Source organism: Georgenia sp. SYP-B2076 (assembly GCF_003991205.1).
Lineage (GTDB): Bacteria > Actinomycetota > Actinomycetes > Actinomycetales > Actinomycetaceae > Georgenia.
This window is the reverse complement of sequence record NZ_RXOZ01000004.1, coordinates 34,333-53,630: the sequence shown is the minus strand read 5'-3', so window position 1 is coordinate 53,630 and position 19,298 is coordinate 34,333. Positions and strand designations below refer to the sequence as shown.

Sequence of the window (19,298 nt, the reverse complement as noted above, 5' to 3'; positions counted from 1 at the left end):
GATGGGCCGCGTCGTTCACGTCATCGGCAACATCCAGCTCGACGTGCTGGCGGGCCCGGTGACCGCGCTGCCACGCCCGGGCGGCGACGACGTGGTCGAGCGGATCGCCGTCCGGCCCGCCGGCGCGGCGGGGAACGTGTCGCTGGCGCTCGCCGGTCTCGGCGTCCGCCACCGGCTGTTCGGTGCGGTGGGGGATGACCAGGCCGGCCGGTGGGTGGCGGCCGAGCTCCGGCGCGCGGGGGTCGGCGCTGACCTGCAGGTGGTCCACGGCCAGGAGACGGGCATCTCGATCGCGCTCGAGGCACCCGGCCGTGAGCGCGCCTTCCTGACCGCGCACGGCGTGCTGACCAATTACGGCGAGGGCGACGTGCCCGTGCAGGCCTGCGAGGCGGACCTCGTGCTCCTCACCGGGTACTTCTCCATCCCCGGGCTCCGCGGGGAGGCGACGGCGCATCTGCTCCAGCGGGCCCGCAAGCACGGGGCCGTGACGCTCTTCGACACCGGCTGGGATCCCGACGACTGGCAGGGCGGTGCCGTCCGCGAGGTCCTCGAGCTGCTGCCGCTCGTCGACATCTTCCTGCCCAACGAGCCGGAGGCCCTGGCGCTCACGGGGGAGGACGACGTCGAGCGGGCGCTCGCGACGCTGGTCGACCGCTGCGGCGGCTGGGTGGTGGTCAAACGCGGAGAGCGCGGGGCGGTGGCCCTGGGGCCACCGGGTGACGTGGTGCGGATCTCCGCGCCGCCGGTGGCCGCGCTGGACAGCACCGGCGCCGGCGACAGCCTCGCGGCCGGCGTGCTCGCCGATCTCGCCGAGGGCGCGAGCCTGCCGGCCGCCCTGACCACCGGGGTGCGGCTCGCCTCCACGGTGGTGGGGAGAGGGTCGCTGGACAGGTATCCGGGGCGCGATGACCTCCTGGCGGCGGTCGAGGCCGACGACGACCGGGTCGGCTGAGCGACGACGGGGGTCGGCTGAGGGACGACCGGGCCGGCTTCGCGACGACGGGACCGGATCCCGGCCGGCTCCGGGGTCCTTGGCCTGCGCCTGGTGGGGCGTGGCAGCCCGCGTCCCAAGACGGGCGGAGCCCGGCATCACGAGGACGCCGGGCTACCGCAGGTTGTGTGTGGGTGATGGACGAGAGCGCAGGGACTAGTGAGCGCTCGTGGGCTCGAACTCCTCCATGACGAACTCTGCCGGGACCTCCGTCTCGACGGTCTCAGGCTTGTCAGCGGTGGTTTCCTCCTTCGGCGCTTCCTTTTGCCTGCTGCCCCACCAGCGCTCCCTTTCGGCGCGGGTGGTGCGTTCGCTGTAGCGGCTGTCGTAGCACATCGTCGTTCCTTTCTCCGACCATTCGATTGTGCGCTGTTCGCGACGAGAGGCAAGAGGGTGAGGCGCCCTTGTGTGGCGAGCTTCGATGGACGGCGTGCGGCGACCGGCCGCTGCGGCGACGACGGGCGCCGGGCCTAGCGCCGGATGCGAACGTCGCGTGTGCCGCCCGGTATGTGTCACCGCAGGTGGAGGGCGACCCAGGTCGGATGTCAGTGGTCGTTCGTAGGGTGTGGTTATGGTCACAGGCGACGGGGGAGTCGAGCCGGGCGGGGAGCTGCCGCTTCCTTCCGGCTCCCGGCGTGTCGCCGCCGCCGAGACTGCCGCTGAGGTCCTCGAGGCTGGTCCTGCCGCCCACGCCCGTGACGTCACCACGTCGGCGGATGCCGCGTCCGCAGACGCCACGGCCCCCTCCACCCGGGTGGCCGAAGAGATCCCCACCGCCGTCGAGGACGTCGCCACCACCGCAGCCGAGGACGCTGCCGAAGCCACCACCGCAGCCGAGGACGCTGCCAAGGTCACCACCGCGGTCGAGGATGCCGCGGTGGTGTCGGCGTTCCGGTTGACGTCTGCGGGGGCGGTGGCGTTAGAGGGGCAGCGTCCGGGGGTAGGGCTGGTGGTGGCGCTGGACGAGCTGGCCGTCGCGGATCTCGATGACGCGACCCTTGTCGAGGCGATCGCGGGCTGGGAACGGGTCGCGTCCTGGGCCCTGGCCAGCCAAGCCCGGGTCGTCAGGGAGCTGTGGGACCGGCGTGGCTCGTCCACGGCCGCCGTGCAGGCGGTGACCGCGGAGGTCTCCGCCCGGCTGGGGACCACGCACAGCGCGGCCGAGGTCAAGGTCAACCTCGCGGCCGGCCTGGACCTGTACCCCGAGGTCGCCGACGCCCTTGCCGCGGGCCGAATCGACGCGCGCAAGGCCACCGTGCTGATCGCCCGGGAGCCGGGCCTGTCGATCGCTGAGCAGCGCCGCGTGATCCTGGACCTGCTCCCCGACGCGACCAACCTGACGGGCCCGCAGCTCCACGCCCGGCTCCGGGCCGGGGCGCTGACCACCGACCCGGACGCCGGCGCGAAACGCCGCGCCGCGGCCCTCGCGCAGCGGCACGTGAGCATCGAGCCGGCCGGGGACGCTATGGCCTGGGTCGCCGCGCTGGTCCGCGCGGACCTGGCCGAGGCCACCCGGGTGGTGCTGGACTCCCTGGCCGTGGCGGCCAAGTTCGAGACCGACACCCGCACTCTGGACCAGCGGCGCGCGGACGCGTTCACAGACGTGTTCACGACCCTCCTGGACCGCGGCGTCGACCCCCGCGGACAGGACCTGCCCACGTTCCACGGCCGGCGCGCCCAGGTCCACGTCACCATCGGCGCCGGCACCCTGCTGGGCACCGACGACGAGCCGGCCGTGCTGGGTGGTCACGGGCCCATCCCGGCCGACCTGGCCCGCTGCCTCGCCCAGGACGGGACGTGGCGGGCGTTGTTCACCGATGCGGCCGGGGAGTTCACCGCCCTGGGCACCCACGCCTACCGCCCCGGCGCGGACCTGACCCGCACGGTCATCGCCCGCGACGTGACCTGCACCTTCCCCGGCTGCCGGCAGCCCGCCTGGAAGTCCGACCTGGACCACATCGACTCCTACGATCCCGCCGTGGCCGCCCAGCTCGAGCAGACCACCAAGATCCGCCTTCAGGCCCTGTGCCGACGTCACCACAACCTCAAGACCCAAAAGATATGGGACGCGACCCGCGCCCCGGACGGTGCCATCACCTGGACCGCGCCCACCGGCCACACCTACACGCGAAAACCCGACCGGCCCCCCGGCGCCCTATCCAGCACCTCCGGAGTCGTCCTGTCCAGAACGGCGGGAGCGCTCGCCGCCGGCCCATCAGGTTCCCACCAGCACGTTGACGACGCCCCACCGCCGTTCTAGGCACCAGGCCGTTCAATCCTGACCTCGTCAGACCATCCATGGGACGAGCACGGATTGGACGGCCGTGCCGACCTGTCGAGGACGAGAGCGGCAAGATGGCACGGTGCACACCGATCGGCACCCAGCCTCGGTCGACGTCTGGCTTCTCGATCCGTCGACCACACCGATCGCCCGCATCGCTGCCCGTGCCACGATTCTTGCCGTCCTGGGCGATGCCGAGCGCGAGAGGGCCGCGGCCCTGCCGGAGGGGCAGGCCGCGCGTTTCGTGACGGCACGGGCTCTGCTCCGTGCCGTTCTGGGCGAGAGGCTCGGCGTGCCGCCGCAGGGAGTTCCCTTGTCGGCCCGGTGTGACGTCTGCGGGCGCCCGCACGGCCGGGTCCGGGTGGGCGTCGAACCGCCGTTGCACGTCAGCGTCACCCGGTCCGGGCCCCTGCTGGGCGTCGCCGTGTGCGCCGACGGCCCGGTCGGGATCGACATCGAGTCCTCGCTCACGGTGGGGGCCGCGCCGGTCGCCGACGTCGCCCTGACCCCATCCGAGCTGGCTCGGTACAGGCGGCTGCCCGCCACCGAACGTGCCTCGTCCCTCACCCGGCTCTGGGCGCGGAAGGAGGCGGTGCTCAAGGCCCTCGGCGCAGGCCTGGACCTCGAGCCCTCCCGACTCGACCTCGGTGAAGATGGGCGGTCCGCATGTGTCCTCGGGGCGCCAGCCCCCCGAAGCCTCGGCCGGCAGGCGGCCGCAACGGGCTCGACCGCAACGGCCCGGGGCGCAACGTCCCCGACCGCAACGGCCGCGGGCGCCGGGGGTCAGTATTCGGAGAGAGGTGACCCGGGCATCGTCCTTGCGGACCTCGACCTGGACCCGGGCATCGCCGGTTCCGTGGCGTTCCTCGCGGCGGGCGGCTCGGACCTCGCCGAACCGGCCGCCCGCGGGCTCGTGGTCCGGGTACACGACGGCGCCGCGGCCCTCGCGCCCTAGCGCCGGCTCACGCCTTCGGCAGTGCCGGCTCACGCCTTCGGCAGTGCCGGCTCACCGCCTTCGGCAGCGCCGCTCACCGCCTTCGGCAGCGCCGCTCACCGCCTTCTGCAGTGCCGGTTCACGCCTTCGGTAGCGCCGGCAGCCGCGCGTCGTCGAGCCAGTTCGCCAGCAACGACCGCACGGACCGCGTCAGGGTGTCCCCGCCGGCCGCCTCGGCGTGCTCGAGGGCGAGCGCACGGAAGTCGTCGGTGGTGACGCCGCGGTACCGGTACCGCGCGGCCCAGTCCCGCAGCAGCGGGAAGAACACCCCGTCGCCGACCGTCAGGCGCAGCGCGTGCAGGGTCATCGCGCCGCGCTTGTAGATACGGTCGTCGAAGATGTTCGTCGGTCCAGGGTCGGCCAGGACGAGGTCCTGCTCGTCGGCGGCGAGGTGCTTGTGCCACGTCCGGGCCAGCGCGTCGGTGCCCGCGCCGCCCGCGAGCGGGGACCACAGCCACTCGGCGTAGCACGCGAACCCCTCGTTGAGCCAGATGTGCTGCCAGCGGTCCACCGAGACGGAGTTGCCGAACCACTGGTGCGCGAGCTCGTGCGGGATCAGCCGCTCCTCGCCGTCCTGCGCCGCCAGGTGGTTGGTGCCGAAGATCGAGACGCCCTGGGCCTCGACGGGGATCTCAAGCTCGTCGTCGGTAAAGACGAGCGTGTAGGCGCTGAACGGGTACGGCCCGAACATCGCGGTGAGCTCGCCCATGAGCTGCCCGTGGTACGCCAGCTTCTCCCGCGCGAGACCGCGCAGGTGGGCCGGGACCAGGGCGCGCTGGGGCACCGGCCCCTCCGCCAGGACGACCTCCTCGTAGCGGCCGATCTGCACGGTGGCGAGGTAGGCGCTCGTGGGGTGCCGCTCCTCGTAGACCCACCGGGTGGTGCCGGCCCGCACGTGGCGGCCGGCCAGGGTGCCGTGCGCGAGGACGCGGTAGGCGCTCTCCGTCGTCACCGAGGTGCGGTAGGTGGCCTTGTCCGCCGGGAGGTCGTTGCAGGGGAACCAGGACGAGGCCCCGATGGGCTGGCTCGCCACGATGACGCCGTCCGTGAGCTCCTCCCAGCCCACCTCGCCCCAGGCGCTGGGCACCGGCGCCGGATAACCCTCGTAGCCGACGGTGACCTCGAACGTGGTCCCCGCGGCCACCTTGTCCGCGAGCTTGAGGCGCAGGCGCGACTGCCGGTGCGCGTACTTGGCCAGCGCGGCCCCCGAGACGGCGACCTTCTTCACCGTCAGGCCCTCGAGGTCGAGGGCGAGCTCCTTGAGGTCCTCGCGGGCCTGCACCCGCAGCACCGCGGTGCCCGTCAGCCGGTTCGTGGACACCCGGTAGGACAGGTCCAGGTCGTAGTGCTCGACGTGGATGGTCCGGCAGCCGTGGGTCGGCTCATAGGGGTCGGTCGCGCTCACGCGGCACCGCCCGAGCGCCACGGCGCGATGGGGTTGCCCACCCAGCGGGTGCCGGCCGGCACGCCCTCGCCGCGCATGACCAGCGACGCCGGGCCGACGCAGCTGCCCGCGCCGAGCGTGGAGGCGGGCAGGATCACCCCGTGCGGGCCGAGGGTGGCGCCGCCCGCGAGGGTCACGGTGTCCAGGCTCATGATCCGGTCGTGGAAGAGGTGGGTCTGCACCACGCAGCCCGGGCCCACGCTGGCGCCGCGGCCCAGGCGGACGAGGTCGGCCTCGGGCAGCCAGTACGTCTGGCACCACACGCCGCGCCCGATGCGGGAGCCCATGCCGCGCAGCCACCACACCAGCGCGACGGTGCCGGTGGCGGCGTCGGCGAAGAACGGCGCGGCCAGCATCTCGGTGAAGGTGTCGGCCAGCTCGCCGCGCCACACGAACGAGCTCCACAGCGGGTGCTCCCCGGGCCGGACCCGGCCGACGAGCAGCCACTTCGCGGCGATCGTCACCAGCGCCGCCACCGCCCCGGCGGCCAGCAGCACGATCCCGCCGAGCCACGCGGCCAGCCCCCAGCCGCCGGCGAGGACGAGCGCCTGCAGCGTCAGCGCCGTGGCGAGCGCGAGGATCCCGACGAGGACGGCGGGCGCCACGCGGCACGCCTCGACCATCGCCCGGGCCCGGCGCAGGCGCGCGGGCGGGGAGTACGTGAGCTCGCCGTCGTCCAGGGTCGCGGCGCGGGGGAGCAGCACGGGCGGGCTGCCGATGTAGCTCGAGCCCGCGCGGGTCTTGGCCGGCGTGGCCGAGAGGACGGCGACGAGGCCGTTCTTCGGGACCGTGCGTCCCGGCGCCGTCATGCCCGAGTTGCCGAGGAAGGCCCGCCGGCCCACCTTCGCCCGCGCGACCCGCACCCACCCGCCGCCGAGCTCGTAGGGGGCGATCATGGTGTCGTCCGCCAGGAAGGCCCCCGACTTCACGCGCATCATGCTGGGCAGCCCGATGACGGTCGAGGCCTCGACGCCGTCGCCCACCTTGGCGCCGAGCAGCCGCAGCCATGCCGGGGTGACGACCGAGGAGTACAGCGGGAAGAGCGCCGTGCGGGCGGAGTCCATCAGCCGCTCGGTGCACCAGGCCTGCCACCCCACGCGGGAGCGCACCGGGTGGAAGCCCTCGACCAGGCCGAGGCCCAGCAGCCGCACCGCGACGACGACGAGCACCGCGTACACCACGTACGCGACCACCGTGGCCGCCAGGCCCGCCAGCAGCGCCGGGCCGACGGCGGAGCCGAGCGTCGTGCTGCCGCGCACGGCGACGCCCACCAGCGCCAGGCCGACGGCGACGGCGGCCACCGGCAGCAGGGCGAGCGTCGCCGCCGAGAGGCCGTAGCCCCACACCCACACGGCCGGCTGCTCGGGGCGCCGCGAGGGCCACGGGTGCCGGGCGTCGTGAACCTTCGCCGCGGGCGACCCGGCCCAGTACTCGTCCTCACCGGTGCGCCCGTGCACCGCCGAGCCGGCGGCGATGTCGGTCCCGGCGCCGACCCGGGCGCCGGGGTAGAGCACGCTGCGCGCCCCCACGGTCGCCCGCTCCCCGACGACGATGCGCCCGATGCGCACCTCGTCGCCGTCGACCCAGTGCCCGGACAGGTCCACCTCGGGCTCGACGGCGCACTCCGGGCCCAGCGTGAGCATGCCCGTGACGGGCGGGACGGCGTGCAGGTCCACGCCGCGGCCCATGCGCACCCCGAGCGCCCGGGCGTACAGCGCCACCCACGGGGCGCTCGCGGTGGTCACCGCGCCGAAGCCGTCCACCAGCCGCTCCGCCGCCCACAGGCGCAGGTGCACGCCGCCCGCCCGCGGGTACGTGCCGGGGGACACCCCGGCCAGCAGGAGGCGGGCGCCGAGGGCGCTGACGCCCATGCGCCCCAGGGGGCTGACCGTGAGCAGCCAGCCCACCGCCACCCACCACCACGGCACCGGCACGGCCCAGGGCACCTGCCAGGCCCAGTCGAGGACGTTGTTCATCGCGGCCAGCGCCGTCAGCCACCGCAGCGCCACGAGGGTGCGCAGGGGGACCAGCGCGAGCAGCTGGGCCAGCTGGCTGCCCACGGGCACCGGGCGGACCTCGCGGGCCTCGCCGAGCGCGTCGGCGTCGGTGGCGCTCGCGGACGGCGCCGGGTAGCTCGCTTCCAGGTGGGTGGCGAGGTCACCGACCTCCGGGTGGCGGTAGACCTCGGCGACGGTGACCTCGGGATAGCGGGCCCGCAGCGCGGAGACGAGCTGCGCGGCGGTCAGCGAGCTGCCGCCGTGGGAGAAGAAGTCGTCCTCCGGGCCGGTGGGACGCACGCCCGTCACGGCCGACCACTGCTCGCCGATCCACGCAGCGGTCCCGGTCAGGGTCGAGGGGCGCTCCTGCGCCCCAAAGTCCAGCGGCCACGGGAGGGCGGCGCGGTCGACCTTGCCGGAGGTGCGGGTGGGGATGGAGTCGACGACCGCGAGGAGCGGGATCAGCGACGCCGGCAGCTCCTCCCGCAGCTCCGCGAGCAGGGCGCCGGTGTCCAGCCCCCCGGGGCCGGCCGGGACGACGTACCCGACGAGGACGGCGGTCCCGGTGGGGGTGTGGCGCACCGCCGCGGCCGCCGCCCCCACGCCGGTCAGCCCGAGCAGCGCCGCGTCGACCTCGCCCAGCTCGATCCGCCGCCCGTTGACCTTGACCTGGTCGTCCGCACGGCCCACGAAGATCAGGCCCGACCGGTCCAGCTGGACGAGGTCCCCGCTGCGGTAGGCGCGCGCCCAGCCGAGCGAGGGCATCGGCGCGAACTTCTTCGCGTCGAGCTCCGGGTCGAGGTACCGGGCCAGGCCCACGCCGCCGATGATGAGCTCGCCGGTCTCCCCCTCGGCGACGGGGTTGCCCCCCGCGTCGACGACGGCGAGGTCCCAGCCGTCCTGCGGCAGCCCGATGCGCACGGGCTCGTGGGGCTCGAGCTGCGCGGCGCACGCGATGACGGTGGCCTCCGTGGGGCCGTACGTGTTCCACAGCTCCCGTCCCGGGCGGGACAGGCGGGTGGCCAGCTCCGGCGGGATGGCCTCGCCGCCGAAGATGAGCAGGCGCACGTCGTCGAGGGTGTCCACCGGCCACATCCCGGCCAGGGTCGGCACGGTCGAGACGACCGTGATCTCCCGCTCCACGAGCCACGGGCCGAGGTCCGTGCCCGCGCGCACCAGCGCACGCGGCGCCGGGACGAGGGTGGCGCCGTGGCGCCACGCGAGCCACATCTCCTCGCAGGACGCGTCGAACGCCACGGACAGGCCGGCCAGGACCCGGTCGCCCGGGTGGATGGGGTCGTGCTGGAGGAAGAGGCGGGCCTCCGCGTCCACCAGCGCGGCGGCGCTGCGGTGCGTGACGGCCACCCCCTTGGGCTTGCCGGTGGAGCCGGAGGTGAAGATGACCCACGCGTCGTCGTCCAGCCTGGGGGCCTCGGGCGCGTCCGGGGTGCCATCCGGGCGGGGCGCCGCCGCGGCGCCGTCGGTGGTCCCCGCTGCCGCGCCGGTCGTCCCCACCACCGGGCCGGTCGTCCCCGCTGCCGCGCCGGTCGTCCCCACCACCGGGCCGGTCGTCCCCGCTGCCGCGCCGGTGGTCCCCGCTGCCGGGCGCCTTGACACGGTCGTCCCGTCCGCGCGGGCGAGGAGGCCGTCGCCCTGGACGACGCCGACCACGTCCGCCTCGGCGAAGACCAGGGCGGCCCGCTCGTCAGGGTCGTCCGCGTCGACCGGAACGTAGGCGGCGCCTGCCTGCAGGATGGCGAGGATGCTGAGGTAGAGGTCCACCGTGCCGGAGGTGGCGCGCACCCCGACGCGGTCGCCGCGGCGCACCCCGGCCGCCGCGAGTCGGCCGGCCCGCGCCTCGACGGCCTCGAGGAGGGCCTCGTACGTGAGCTCCTCGTCGCCGTCGTCGATGGCGAGGGCCGCGGGGAACGCGGCCGCCGTGGCGGCGAGGACGTCGACCAGGGTGCGTGGTTCGGGGACGCGGTCACCGGCCAGCAACGGGTCCGGGTCGACCGACGGTGACGGGGCACTCACGGGGGCTTCTCCTCAGGCGATCGAGCGCCGCCGTCCGGCGGCGTCAGGTTGGCCGCGGCGATCTTCTCACGCAGGCGGCGTGGGGACGCCGGGCCCCCCGGGCCGCCCGGTCGGCTGCGCGCCCGGCCGCGCGGGCCTACCGCGAGCTCGAGGCGGCGGGGCTGGTCCTGTCCCGCCGCGGCGGGGCACCCGCGTGGCGCCGACGAGCACGTACTCCAGCGGGCGCCGGGCCGAGCTGCTCGCGGAGCTCGCCGCCACGTACGTGCTCCAGGCGCAGCACCTGTCCGTCGACGACGCCCGGACTGCCGACGCCGTCCGCGACACCCTGCGGGGGTGACGGTGGGACGATGACGAGATGGATCTCGTGGAGACCCTGCTGCCCGGCGTCGGCATCCGCTACGAGCTCAAGACGAGCGCGGGGCCGTTGCTGGGGATCGTGGTGCGCCGCGACGGGCCCGTCGAGATCGTCGTCTACGAGGAGAAGGATCCCGACCGCGCGCACGCGATGCTCCACCTCGACCCGGACGAGGCCGACGCCGTCGCCGACATCCTCGGCGCGCCCCGGCTGACCCAGCGGTTCGCCGACATCTCCCGCGAGGTGCCCGGCCTCCGCTCGGCCAGGCTCGCCGTGAGGCCCGGCTCCCGGTACGCGGGCCGGCCGCTGGGGGCGACGCGGGCCCGCACCCTGACCGGCTGCTCGATCGTGGCGGTCGTGCGGGACGCGGACGTCGTCGCCGCCCCCGGCCCGGACACGGTGCTCCAGGGCGGCGACGTGCTCGTGGTGCTCGGTTCCGAGGAGGGCCTCGCGGAGCTCGACGCGATGCTGGCCGAGCACGGCTGAGGCGGTGCCCCGTGGGCGAGATCACCGCGCTGCTGCTGGAGCTCGGTGCGCTCTACCTCGGCCTGTCGCTGCTGGGCCTGCTCGCGCGGCGACTCGGCGTGCCGGCGATCCCGTTCATCCTGCTCGCCGCGCTCGCCCTGGGCGACGGCGGCTTCGTGGACCTCAGCGCCGCGAAGTCCTTCGTGGAGACCGCCGCCGAGATCGGCGTGATCATGCTGCTGCTCACCCTCGGCCTGGAGTTCTCCGCGACGGAGCTGGTCATCTCCCTGCGCCGCCACTGGCCCTCCGGCGTCGTCGACCTCGCGCTCAACGCGCCGCCGGGGCTTATCGCGGGGCTGCTCCTCGGGCTGCCGTGGCAGGGGGCGATGGCGCTGGGCGGCATCACCTGGGTCTCGTCGTCGGGCATCATCGCGCGCCTGCTCGGCACCCTCGACCGGATCGCCAACCGTGAGACGCCGGCCGTCCTCGCGGTGCTCGTCCTGGAGGACGTCGCGATGGCGCTGTTCCTGCCCGTGCTGGTCGTGGCGCTCGCCGGCGGCACCCCCGCGCAGGCGGCGGGGGGCGTCGCCCTCGCGCTCGGCGCGGTCCTGCTCGTGCTGCGCGCCGCGCACCGGCACGGGCACCGGCTCGGGCGGCTGCTCACCCACCCGGACGACGAGCAGGTGCTCCTGCGGCTGCTGGGGCTGACCCTGCTCGTGGCGGGGCTCACCCAGGCGGTCGGGGCCTCCGCTGCGGTCGGGGCGTTCCTCGTCGGGATCGCCGTGCCCTCGTCCTTCGCCGACCGCGCGCGGTCCATCCTGGGCCCGCTCCGCGACCTGTTCGCGGCGACGTTCTTCGTCGCCTTCGGGCTGTCCACCGACCCGGCAGCCGTGTGGCCGGTCCTGCCGGCGGTGCTCGCGCTGGCCGCCGTCACCCTCGTGACGAAGATGGCCACCGGCTGGTTCGCCGCCCGGCGCGACCACGTGGGAAGGCCGGGGCGCCGGCGGGCCGGCGCGGCGCTCGTGGCCCGCGGCGAGTTCTCCATCATCATCGCCGGGCTCGCGGCGAGCGCGGGGCTCGCCGGCGTCGGCCCCGTGGCGACCGGCTACGTGATGGTCCTCGCCGTCGCCGGTCCGCTGCTCGCCCGCTACATCGAGCCACCGTCCGCCCGCGTGCTCGCGCCGGGCTGAGCGCCGCGCCGCTGGTCACCCCGTGCTTGCACGGTGCCGGTCCACTGTCCGTCGCGGCGCCGCAGCGCTCTGGTTGCGGCGCACCCGGGCCTGGAACAGGCTCGGCGTCATGGCCCAGACCGCGCAGACCCCGGACACCTTCGACGTCGTCGTCATCGGCGGCGGGTCCACGGGGGAGAACGTCGCCGACTACGCCCACGAGGGCGGCCTCAGCGTCGCGATGGTCGAGCGCGGCCTCGTCGGCGGCGAGTGCTCCTACTACGCGTGCATGCCCTCGAAGGCGCTGCTCCGGCCGGGCCAGGCGCTCGCTGCAGCACGCCGGGTGGACGGCGCGGCGCAGGCCGTCGACGGTGGCCTCGACGCCGCCGCGGTGCTCCAGCGACGCACCACCTTCACCCACGGGTGGGACGACAGCTCCCAGGTGAGGTGGGCCGACGGTGCCGGGATCACCGTCGTGCGGGGCTCCGCCCGCCTGGACGGCGACCGCCGGGTCGTCGTCGCCAGCGAGGGGGGCGGTGCGGGTGAAGGCGAGGGTGGCGGCGCGGGCGCGGGCGCGGGCGGCAGTGGCGGCGCGGGCGCGGGCGGCGACGCGGGCACGGCCGGCGGTGGCGGCGAGCGGGTGCTGCGGGCGCGGCACGCGGTGGTCCTGGCGACCGGCTCCGAGCCGAGGACCCTGCCGGTCGAGGGGCTCGCCGGCACCCGGCACTGGACGACCCGGGACGCGACGAGCGCCCGGGCGGTGCCGGGGAGCCTGGTCGTGGTGGGCGCCGGGGTGTCCGGGGTCGAGCTGGCCCAGGCCTACGCCCGCCTCGGTGCGCGCGTCACCCTGGTCGCGCGCCACCAGGTGCTCGCGTCGTTCGCGCCGCAGGTGAGCGAGCGGGTCGGCCGCGCCCTGGGCGAGAGCGGCGTGGACGTGCGCGAGGGCGTCAGCCCTTCCAGCGTGGAGCGTCCGGGCGGGCCGGACGCCGCCGTCGTCGTCCACCTCGACGACGGCACCGCGGTGACAGCAGATGAGCTCCTCGTGGCCGTCGGCCGCCGTCCCGCGACCACCGGGCTCGGGCTGGAGACCGTCGGCGTCCAGCTCGACGACGGCGCGCCGATCGAGGTCGACGACTCCGGGCGGGTGACGCAGGTCGAGGACGGCTGGCTCTACGCCGCCGGCGACCTGACCGGCCGGGCGCCCCTGACGCACCAGGGCAAGTACGCCGGCCGGGTGGTGGGCGACGCCATCGCCGCACGCGCCGCGGGCACGCTCGGCGACGAGGTCGAGGCCTGGACCCGCTACGCGTCCACCTCCGATCACGTGGCCGTGCCCCAGGTGATCTTCACCGACCCCGAGGTCGCCCACGTCGGCCTGACGGACGCCGACGCGCGGGAGCACGGGCGCCGGGTCCGCACCGTCGAGGAGGACCTCGGCGACGTCGCGGGCGCCAGCCTGGTCGCGGACGGGTACTCCGGCTGGGCGCAGCTGGTGCTCGACGACGAGAGCGACGTCGTGCTGGGCGCGACCTTTGTGGGCCAGGACGTGGCCGAGCTGCTGCACGCCGCGACCATCGCCGTCGTCGGCGAGGTGCCGCTCGGCCGGCTCTGGCACGCGGTGCCGGCCTACCCCACGATGAGCGAGGTGTGGCTGCGTCTCCTGGAGGCCGACCGCCGGCGCTGAGGTGGCGCCCACGGCCCCGGCGCCGAGGGGCACGCCGACCACGGACGCGGGGCCGGGGGGCACGCCGCCACGGCCGGCGCGCTGACCGGCAGGGCGACCATGGCCCCGGCGCCCATCAACCCGTGTGGTGAGGATTTGCCGGTCATATGCCAGCGATCCCTCACCACAGTGGATGCGCAGGCCGCGTCGGGCTGGCGTGGTGCCGGAGGAGCGAGACGGATCGGCCACGGCGCCCGTCGGGCGGCTCAGTCGCCCAGGTCCAGCCTGAGGACCTCTCCGGCGTCGGGGGTGACCGCCTTGTTCGTGATGTATGCCGTCGAGCCGTCCACCGCCACGCCGCCCGGCGCGGCGAGGTCCTCGGTGAGGACCTCACGGTCGTCCGTGTCCTTGCGGGAGACCTCGATGAGCGCACCGGTGGGCAGGGCGCCGGGCGGGGTGGCCAGCAACCCGTCCTTCGCGATCTCGAGGACCAGGAGGTTGCCCTCGCGCGTGAAGGCGAGGTCGATGATGTTGGTGAAGCCGTCTGCGTAGACCTTCGGGTCCTTGCCGGGGGTGACGCGCCAGACGGTGGCGGTGCCGGGGACGAACGGGAAGCCCGTGAGCTGGCCGACGTAGAACGCGCCGTCGGGTCCGCGGACCACGGCGTTGGGCACGGCCTGGGGCTCGATCATCGTCCCGGGCGGGGCCCCGGGCACCTGGACCGACGCCTCGTCGGGGAACACCGCGAGCGTGGAGACGTCGCCGTTCCGCTTGACGCGCAGCAGGGTGTTGCCGCCGGCGTCGGCGACCACGCGCACGCCTCGGCTCGCGGCGATCGCGTACGGGTTGGTGTCGAACGGGACGTTGCCGTCAGGGTTGTGGGCGACCTCGAAGGCGCCGACGTCCGCGTATGCGTCGTAGGTCCCGTCGTGCCGGTCGACAAGCCCCGCCGTCGCCAGCTGGTCGGCGGGCGCCTCGGCACCGAGCGCCTTGGCGGCCTCGGGGTTCCCGCCCAGCCCGATGACGGCGTGCAGCCGGTCGTTGCCGTCGACCGTGACGTCCGTGGGGCCGACGGCCTGGGCGCCCCCCTCGCCCGCGAGCGAGGCCAGGCCCGTGACGACGTCGGTCACCTTGGCCGTGCCGTCGTCGTCGACGTCGAGCCGCGAGATCTTCCCGGTGGCGCCCAGGCAGACGCGCATCTCCTCCGCGCCGATGAAGCACCGCTCCGGGTCGCCGGCCGCCCTGCCGCTGCCCGCCTGCGCGACGTACACGTCTCCGTCCAGCACGGCGAGGCCTCGCGGGTTGGCGAGGCCGGACGCGACGACCTCGACGCCGCCGGCCGCCGCACGGGGCCCGTCGTCGTGGCCGGCGAGGGCGGGCCCGACCCCGACAAGCGGCAGGGTCAGGCACGCCGCTGCCGCGCCGGCCAGGGGTACTCGTGACTTCATGGCTTCTCCCGCAGCGGACCGGACGGACCGGCTGGCGGCTGAGCCTCTCGCAAGTGGCGCGCGTCATCGCCAGCCCTGGCAGGTCGAGTATCCGCGCAGGTCGGGGCGCGCCGTCAAGGTGGCGCGGCCCCCCGCGCTGACCTCGCGGGCCACGCCCGGCCTGCCCACCCTGGAGGCCCGAACGGTGCTCCCCGTGGTCGCGGGCGCGGGACCCGGGGCGGCCCCCAGGGCGCTCCCGGGCGGTACCCCGCCCGGAAGTGGGTCCCTCGGTGTCAGCCCCGAAAAGAACGTACGGATTGTCCGTACGTTCTCTTCGGCTCCGCGCCGGCTCGAGCCCCGGCGGGGCGGGTCTCCGCGCCGGCTCGAGCCCCGGTGGGGCGGGTCTCCGCGCCGGCTCAGGCCTGGCAGCTTCCCGCGCCGTCGGCCGTCACAGCAGCTCCTCGAGCACGTCGACGTACTGCAGCAGATGGCGGTCGCTGAGGAACTCCCGGCGCACGCGGGCCTGGGCGGTGGCACCGAGCTGCGCGGCGAAGCCGGGCTCCGCCAGGAGCCGGCACACCCGGGTCATCAGCCCCTCCAGGTCCCTCGGGTCGGGCACGAGCAGGCCGTTGGTGCCGTCCTCGATCTGGTCGAGGATCCCGCCCACCGCCGTGGCGACGACGGGCCGCCCCTTCCACAGCGACTCCGCGACGGTCAGCCCGAAGCCCTCCACGAGGCTCTTCTGGACCACCACCGTGGCGTAGCGCTGGAGGGCGTTGACCAGCAGGGCGTTGTGCGCGACATCGTCGGCCGGCAGGCACACCACGTGCACCCGGGCGCGGACGTCGCCCTCGAGCCCGTGCCACATCTGCAGGCACTGCTCGAGTACCTCGGTGCCGGCGCGGTCCTCCGCCCGCGCCTCGGCGCCCGCGAGGACGAGGTGGACGTCCGGCGGGACCTGGTCGAAGCCCTCGTCGAAGGCGATGAGCACCCCGGTCATGTCCTTGAGGCGGTCCCAGCGGGAGACCTGCAGCACCACCCGGGCGTCGGCGGGGACGGGACCGCCCGCCCTCTGCGACGACGGCCCGCCGGTCTCGCCGGTGGCGGGGTCACCGGCGTCCTGGGTGTCGCCGGTCGGGCCCGCGTCCGCCCCGCCCGCGAGGGCGCCGCACGAGCGCAGCAGCGAGGTGACGGTCGCCGCGTCGAGATGGCGGTTCTTCGGCGAGAGGGGGTCCACGGACGGCGCGATGACCCGCACCAGGCCCTCGTCGAGGAAGCCCGGCCGGTAGGTCGCGCGGGTGAGGATGACCCGGTCGACGCGGTCCAGGGACGGCTCGAGGAAGGCCCACGCCCGGTCCGCCACGCCGTCGGCGGCGTCGGTGCCGATGTGGCTGCGCCACAGCACGATCGCGCCGCGGCTCTTCAGGCCGGGGACCAGCCCGGCGGTGGCCGGGTCGTGCAGGATGACGACGTCGCCGGGGGAGACGACGTCGCGCACCTCCGCCAGGTTCGCGGCCAGGACGCGGTCGTAGTGCGCCATCTCCTCGGGCCCGAGCTCGCCACCGTCGCCCGGGTCGCCGTGGAGCACGAGGTGCAGCCGCGTGGCCAGGGCGAAGAAGTCGGCGTCCCCGTCCAGCACGAGCCAGCGGGTGTCCACCCCGGCGTCGCGGACGTAGGGCAGGAGGGTGCGCAGCAGCTCGGCCACCCCGCCGCCGCCGTCCGTCGCGCTGATGTTCCACACGACGCGGTCGCGGAGCAGCGCGCGGGCGCGCTGGGCGCCCGCCTCGAGACGCCGGGCCGCCACCTCGTCAAGTTCCGCGGCGAGCGCCGCCAGGGGGGAGGTCTCGACAGCGACGGTCCTCATGCCTCCTGATCCAACTCCCACTTCGGTGCGGAGGCGAGCGGATCGCCGGAGCGGCCATGGCGCAGGTCACCTCTCCCGCGGACGACCCTCCGGGCGCGCGCGCCGCGCGGGTAGCCTGGCACCCGTCATCGCCGTACCCAGCTCGCGGAGGAATCATGACCAGCGTGGCCGAGCAGATGCCGGACACCGTCGAGAACGCAGCGGCGACCCCCGAGGTCGCGCTGCCCTACCGCGAGCTCGGTCTCAAGACCGACGAGTACGAGCGGGTCGTCGCCATCCTCGGCCGGCGGCCCACGGCCGCGGAGCTCGCGATGTACTCGGTGATGTGGTCCGAGCACTGCTCGTACAAGTCCTCGAAGAAGCACCTGAGCCAGTTCGGCGAGAAGACCACCGACGCCATGCGCGAGCACCTCCTCGTCGGCATCGGCGAGAACGCCGGCGTCGTGGACATCGGGCAGGGCTGGGCCGTGACCTTCAAGATCGAGTCCCACAACCACCCCAGCTACGTCGAGCCCTACCAGGGCGCCGCGACCGGCGTCGGCGGCATCGTCCGCGACATCATCTCCATGGGGGCGCGTCCCGTCGCCGTCATGGACCAGCTGCGCTTCGGCGCCATCGACCACCCGGACACAGCCCGCGTCGTGCACGGCGTCGTGGCCGGCGTCGGCGGCTACGGCAACTGCCTCGGCCTGCCCAACATCGGCGGCGAGGTGGACTTCGACCCCTCCTACCAGGGCAACCCGCTGGTCAACGCCCTGTGCGTGGGCGTGCTGCGCCACGAGGACATCCACCTGGCCAACGCGTCCGGCGCCGGCAACAAGGTCGTCCTCTTCGGCGCCCGCACCGGCGGGGACGGCATCGGCGGCGCGTCGATCCTGGCCAGCGAGACCTTCGTCGACGGCGTGCCCACCAAGCGCCCGAGCGTCCAGGTCGGCGACCCGTTCATGGAGAAGGTCCTCATCGAGTGCTGCCTCGAGCTCTACGCCGCGGGCGTGGTCGAGGGCATCCAGGACCTCGGCGCGGCCGGCATCTCCTGCGCGACCTCCGAGCTCGCCTCCAACGGCGACGGCGGCATGCACGTGGAGCTGGAGAAGGTCCTGCTCCGCGACCCCACGCTCACCGCCGGCGAGATCCTCATGAGCGAGTCGCAGGAGCGGATGATGGCCGTCGTCGCCCCGGACAAGCTCGACGCGTTCCTCGCCATCACCTCGAGGTGGGACGTCGAGACGGCCGTGATCGGCGAGGTCACCGGCACCGGCCGGCTGACCATCGACCACCACGGCCACCGCATCGTCGACGTCGACCCCAGGACCGTCGCCCACGAGGGACCGGTGTACGACCGGCCCTATGCGCGCCCGTCCTGGCAGGACGAGCTCGTCGCCGACGCCGCCTCCGCCCGGCACCTGCCCCGGCCGGCCACGGCGGCAGACCTGCGCGCGCAGGTCCTCGCCATGGTGGCCTCGCCCAACCTGGCCTCCAAGGCCTGGGTGACGGACCAGTACGACCGGTACGTCCAGGGCAACACCGCCCTGGCCCAGCCCGACGACGCCGGCGTGGTCCGCGTGGACGAGACCACCGGCCTCGGGGTCGCGCTCTCGACCGACGCGAACGGCCGCTTCACGAAGCTCGACCCCTACGCCGGCGCCCAGCAGGCCCTCGCGGAGGCCTACCGGAACGTCGCCACCGTGGGCGCCCGGCCGCTCGCGGTGACCGACTGCCTGAACTTCGGCTCGCCCGAAGACCCCGACGCCATGTGGCAGCTGGTCGAGGCCATGACCGGGCTGGCCGACGCCTGCCAGGTGATGGGCGTGCCCGTCACGGGCGGCAACGTGTCCCTCTACAACGGCACCGGCGAGCCGGGCCGCATCGACTCCTCGATCAACCCCACCGCCGTGGTGGGCGTCCTCGGGGTCCTCGACGACGTGACCCGCGCCACCCCGTCGGGCTGGACCGAGGCCGGCGCCGCGGTCTACCTCCTGGGCGCCACCGCCGAGGAGCTCGACGGCTCCGCCTGGGCCGACGTCGTCCACCAGCACCTCGGCGGCACCCCGCCGAAGGTGGACCTGGCCGCCGAGATGCGCCTCGGTGACGTGCTCATCGCCGCCGCGGGCACCACCGCGCACGCCGCGCACGACGTCTCCACCGGCGGCCTGGTCCAGACCCTCGTCGACAGCTCGCTGCGCTTCGGCGTCGGCGCTTCGGTGGACCTGGGCGAGGTGGCCGCCCGGGACGGCGTCGACCTCGCCACGCTCCTGTTCGCCGAGACCGGCGCCCGCGCCGTCGTCGCCGTCACGCCCGAGCACGAGGCCCGGCTCATCGAGCTGGCCGAGGGCCACGGCATCCCCGCGGCGCGGATCGGCACCACCGGCGGCGCGGACCTCAGCGTCCGGGACGGCTTCACCATCCCGCTGGCGGAGCTGGCCGAGGCCTCGGCGGCGACCCTGCCGAAATACTTCGGCTGACGCCCGCCCCCCCGCCCCGCGAGCGGTCAAGTCCTGACCGGCAGGCCCCGTTGGTCAGGACTTGACCTGTCGGTCAATACTTGACCGCTCGCCAGTAGGGTCTTGACCGCTCGGCCCCTGGGCGTGGGCTTGCCACGACAGACCGGACACCG

General features: G+C 75.0%; 13 protein-coding genes. 8 read left to right on the top strand and 5 right to left on the bottom strand.

Going from position 1 to position 19,298, the window contains the following annotated elements; all coding sequences use genetic code 11:
* Position 1: 1 nt before the first annotated feature.
* Positions 2-952: a carbohydrate kinase family protein gene (locus EJK16_RS02385; protein WP_127125972.1), complete on the top strand. Its 951-nt coding sequence runs from the start codon at positions 2-4 to the stop codon at positions 950-952.
* A 195-nt stretch (positions 953-1,147) separates the two neighbouring features.
* On the opposite strand, the gene EJK16_RS02380 is transcribed toward EJK16_RS02385, so the two are convergent.
* On the bottom strand, positions 1,148-1,327 hold the full coding sequence (locus EJK16_RS02380) for a hypothetical protein (RefSeq protein ID WP_127125970.1): 180 nt from the start codon (positions 1,325-1,327) through the stop codon (positions 1,148-1,150).
* Positions 1,328-1,562: 235 nt separating this feature from the next.
* Here EJK16_RS02380 and EJK16_RS02375 point away from each other — a divergent pair, with 235 nt between their 5' ends.
* Positions 1,563-3,251, top strand: a complete 1,689-nt coding sequence (locus tag EJK16_RS02375) for an HNH endonuclease signature motif containing protein (RefSeq protein WP_127125968.1) — start codon at positions 1,563-1,565, stop codon at positions 3,249-3,251.
* A 334-nt stretch (positions 3,252-3,585) separates the two neighbouring features.
* Positions 3,586-4,227, top strand: a complete 642-nt coding sequence (locus EJK16_RS02370) for a 4'-phosphopantetheinyl transferase superfamily protein (protein ID WP_164737176.1) — start codon at positions 3,586-3,588, stop codon at positions 4,225-4,227.
* Positions 4,228-4,345: 118 nt separating this feature from the next.
* Here EJK16_RS02370 and EJK16_RS02365 read toward each other — a convergent pair whose 3' ends face one another.
* Together EJK16_RS02365 and EJK16_RS02360 are read right to left on the bottom strand one after the other, a co-directional pair.
* Positions 4,346-5,671 carry a M1 family metallopeptidase gene (locus EJK16_RS02365; RefSeq protein WP_205739559.1) on the bottom strand — a complete coding sequence of 442 codons (1,326 nt, stop codon included), beginning with the start codon at positions 5,669-5,671 and terminating at the stop codon, positions 4,346-4,348.
* Positions 5,668-9,741 (bottom strand): Pls/PosA family non-ribosomal peptide synthetase, encoded by a 4,074-nt coding sequence (locus EJK16_RS02360; protein ID WP_240645728.1) that lies wholly within the window; start codon positions 9,739-9,741, stop codon positions 5,668-5,670. Before EJK16_RS02360 ends, EJK16_RS02365 begins: the two co-directional genes overlap by 4 nt.
* Before the next feature lie 193 nt (positions 9,742-9,934).
* Here EJK16_RS02360 and EJK16_RS19445 point away from each other — a divergent pair, with 193 nt between their 5' ends.
* The 4 genes from EJK16_RS19445 to EJK16_RS02345 all read left to right on the top strand — a co-directional run bounded on the left by EJK16_RS19445 (position 9,935) and on the right by EJK16_RS02345 (position 13,414).
* Positions 9,935-10,078 carry a hypothetical protein gene (locus tag EJK16_RS19445; protein ID WP_164737175.1) on the top strand — a complete coding sequence of 48 codons (144 nt, stop codon included), beginning with the start codon at positions 9,935-9,937 and terminating at the stop codon, positions 10,076-10,078.
* 18 nt (positions 10,079-10,096) lie between these two features.
* Positions 10,097-10,582, top strand: a complete 486-nt coding sequence (locus tag EJK16_RS02355; protein WP_127125962.1) for a cation:proton antiporter regulatory subunit — start codon at positions 10,097-10,099, stop codon at positions 10,580-10,582.
* An 11-nt stretch (positions 10,583-10,593) separates the two neighbouring features.
* Complete coding sequence (locus tag EJK16_RS02350) at positions 10,594-11,751, top strand: cation:proton antiporter (protein WP_127125960.1); 1,158 nt, start codon at positions 10,594-10,596, stop codon at positions 11,749-11,751.
* Positions 11,752-11,860: 109 nt separating this feature from the next.
* Positions 11,861-13,414 (top strand): NAD(P)/FAD-dependent oxidoreductase, encoded by a 1,554-nt coding sequence (locus EJK16_RS02345; protein WP_127125958.1) that lies wholly within the window; start codon positions 11,861-11,863, stop codon positions 13,412-13,414.
* A 245-nt stretch (positions 13,415-13,659) separates the two neighbouring features.
* Here EJK16_RS02345 and EJK16_RS02340 read toward each other — a convergent pair whose 3' ends face one another.
* Both EJK16_RS02340 and EJK16_RS02335 read right to left on the bottom strand, forming a co-directional pair.
* Positions 13,660-14,841, bottom strand: a complete 1,182-nt coding sequence (locus EJK16_RS02340; protein WP_127125956.1) for a ScyD/ScyE family protein — start codon at positions 14,839-14,841, stop codon at positions 13,660-13,662.
* Between the two features lie 427 nt (positions 14,842-15,268).
* On the bottom strand, positions 15,269-16,684 hold the full coding sequence (locus EJK16_RS02335) for a glycosyltransferase (RefSeq protein WP_127125954.1): 1,416 nt from the start codon (positions 16,682-16,684) through the stop codon (positions 15,269-15,271).
* A 155-nt stretch (positions 16,685-16,839) separates the two neighbouring features.
* On the opposite strand from EJK16_RS02335, the gene purL reads away from it, so the two are divergent.
* Positions 16,840-19,146, top strand: coding sequence for a phosphoribosylformylglycinamidine synthase subunit PurL (gene purL / locus EJK16_RS02330; RefSeq protein ID WP_127125952.1), 2,307 nt, complete (start codon positions 16,840-16,842; stop codon positions 19,144-19,146).
* The last annotated feature ends 152 nt before the right edge of the window (positions 19,147-19,298 follow it).

Bases quoted from the DNA above. Each gene is read 5' to 3' on its own strand.
- EJK16_RS02355 (WP_127125962.1), top strand. From the start codon at position 10,097: ATGGATCTCGTGGAGACCCTGCTGCCCGGCGTCGGCATCCGCTACGAG.
- EJK16_RS02345 (WP_127125958.1), top strand. From the start codon at position 11,861: ATGGCCCAGACCGCGCAGACCCCGGACACCTTCGACGTCGTCGTCATC.
- EJK16_RS02375 (WP_127125968.1), top strand. From the start codon at position 1,563: ATGGTCACAGGCGACGGGGGAGTCGAGCCGGGCGGGGAGCTGCCGCTT.
- EJK16_RS02380 (WP_127125970.1), bottom strand. From the start codon at position 1,327: ATGTGCTACGACAGCCGCTACAGCGAACGCACCACCCGCGCCGAAAGG.
- EJK16_RS02340 (WP_127125956.1), bottom strand. From the start codon at position 14,841: ATGAAGTCACGAGTACCCCTGGCCGGCGCGGCAGCGGCGTGCCTGACC.
- EJK16_RS02385 (WP_127125972.1), top strand. From the start codon at position 2: ATGGGCCGCGTCGTTCACGTCATCGGCAACATCCAGCTCGACGTGCTG.
- EJK16_RS02335 (WP_127125954.1), bottom strand. From the start codon at position 16,684: ATGAGGACCGTCGCTGTCGAGACCTCCCCCCTGGCGGCGCTCGCCGCG.
- purL (WP_127125952.1), top strand. From the start codon at position 16,840: ATGACCAGCGTGGCCGAGCAGATGCCGGACACCGTCGAGAACGCAGCG.